Source organism: Flavonifractor sp. DFI.6.63 (genome assembly GCF_024462255.1).
Classification (GTDB): domain Bacteria; phylum Bacillota; class Clostridia; order Oscillospirales; family Oscillospiraceae; genus Lawsonibacter_A; species Lawsonibacter_A hominis.
This window is the reverse complement of sequence record NZ_JANGBE010000084.1, coordinates 1-513: the sequence shown is the minus strand read 5'-3', so window position 1 is coordinate 513 and position 513 is coordinate 1. Positions and strand designations below refer to the sequence as shown.

Annotated in this window: 1 protein-coding gene; it reads right to left on the bottom strand. The window is 44.4% G+C overall.

The window, feature by feature from the left end:
* Nucleotides 1-127: 127 nt before the first annotated feature.
* Nucleotides 128-513 (bottom strand): hypothetical protein (locus tag NE547_RS17985; protein ID WP_256176622.1); only part of this gene is annotated, 386 nt, incomplete at its 5' end.

Below are 513 nucleotides of genomic sequence, written 5' to 3'. Positions count from 1 at the left end.
TCATAGGATGAAAACAACTCAGTTACAACACCCTCTCCGTACTCGGAAATCTGGTGGTGTCAGTGGGAACCAATATATCAAGTATGTATTGGTTCCCACTGAAACGCCCTCCAGCCTCAGTCGCGAGCTATTTTTTACGATCCTTAGTCCAAAAATCTTTTACACGGCCAGCAAGATCGCCGAAGTAATCAAAAATGTTATTACCCCAAGGTAAATCAACATTCCTAACATCATTCTTAGCGTCCGTAATAAGATCACCAAGCGCATTCCATGCATTATTCGGAAATGCCTCTTTAATATCAAATTCATGCTGAAAACCAGCAGCCTGAAGCTCACGATTAACCTCAGCGTTAAAAGAAGCGATCTCCTTCTGAGTCATAGCATTTACATCATAGCCATACTTAGCAGCAGAAGCATGAATCGCAGCCGCAACCTTCGAGGCAGCAGCAGACTGATCAGAGGCATACTTAGTACCAGCAAGAGACTGATCGGACACGTAGCGAGTAGCAGCAG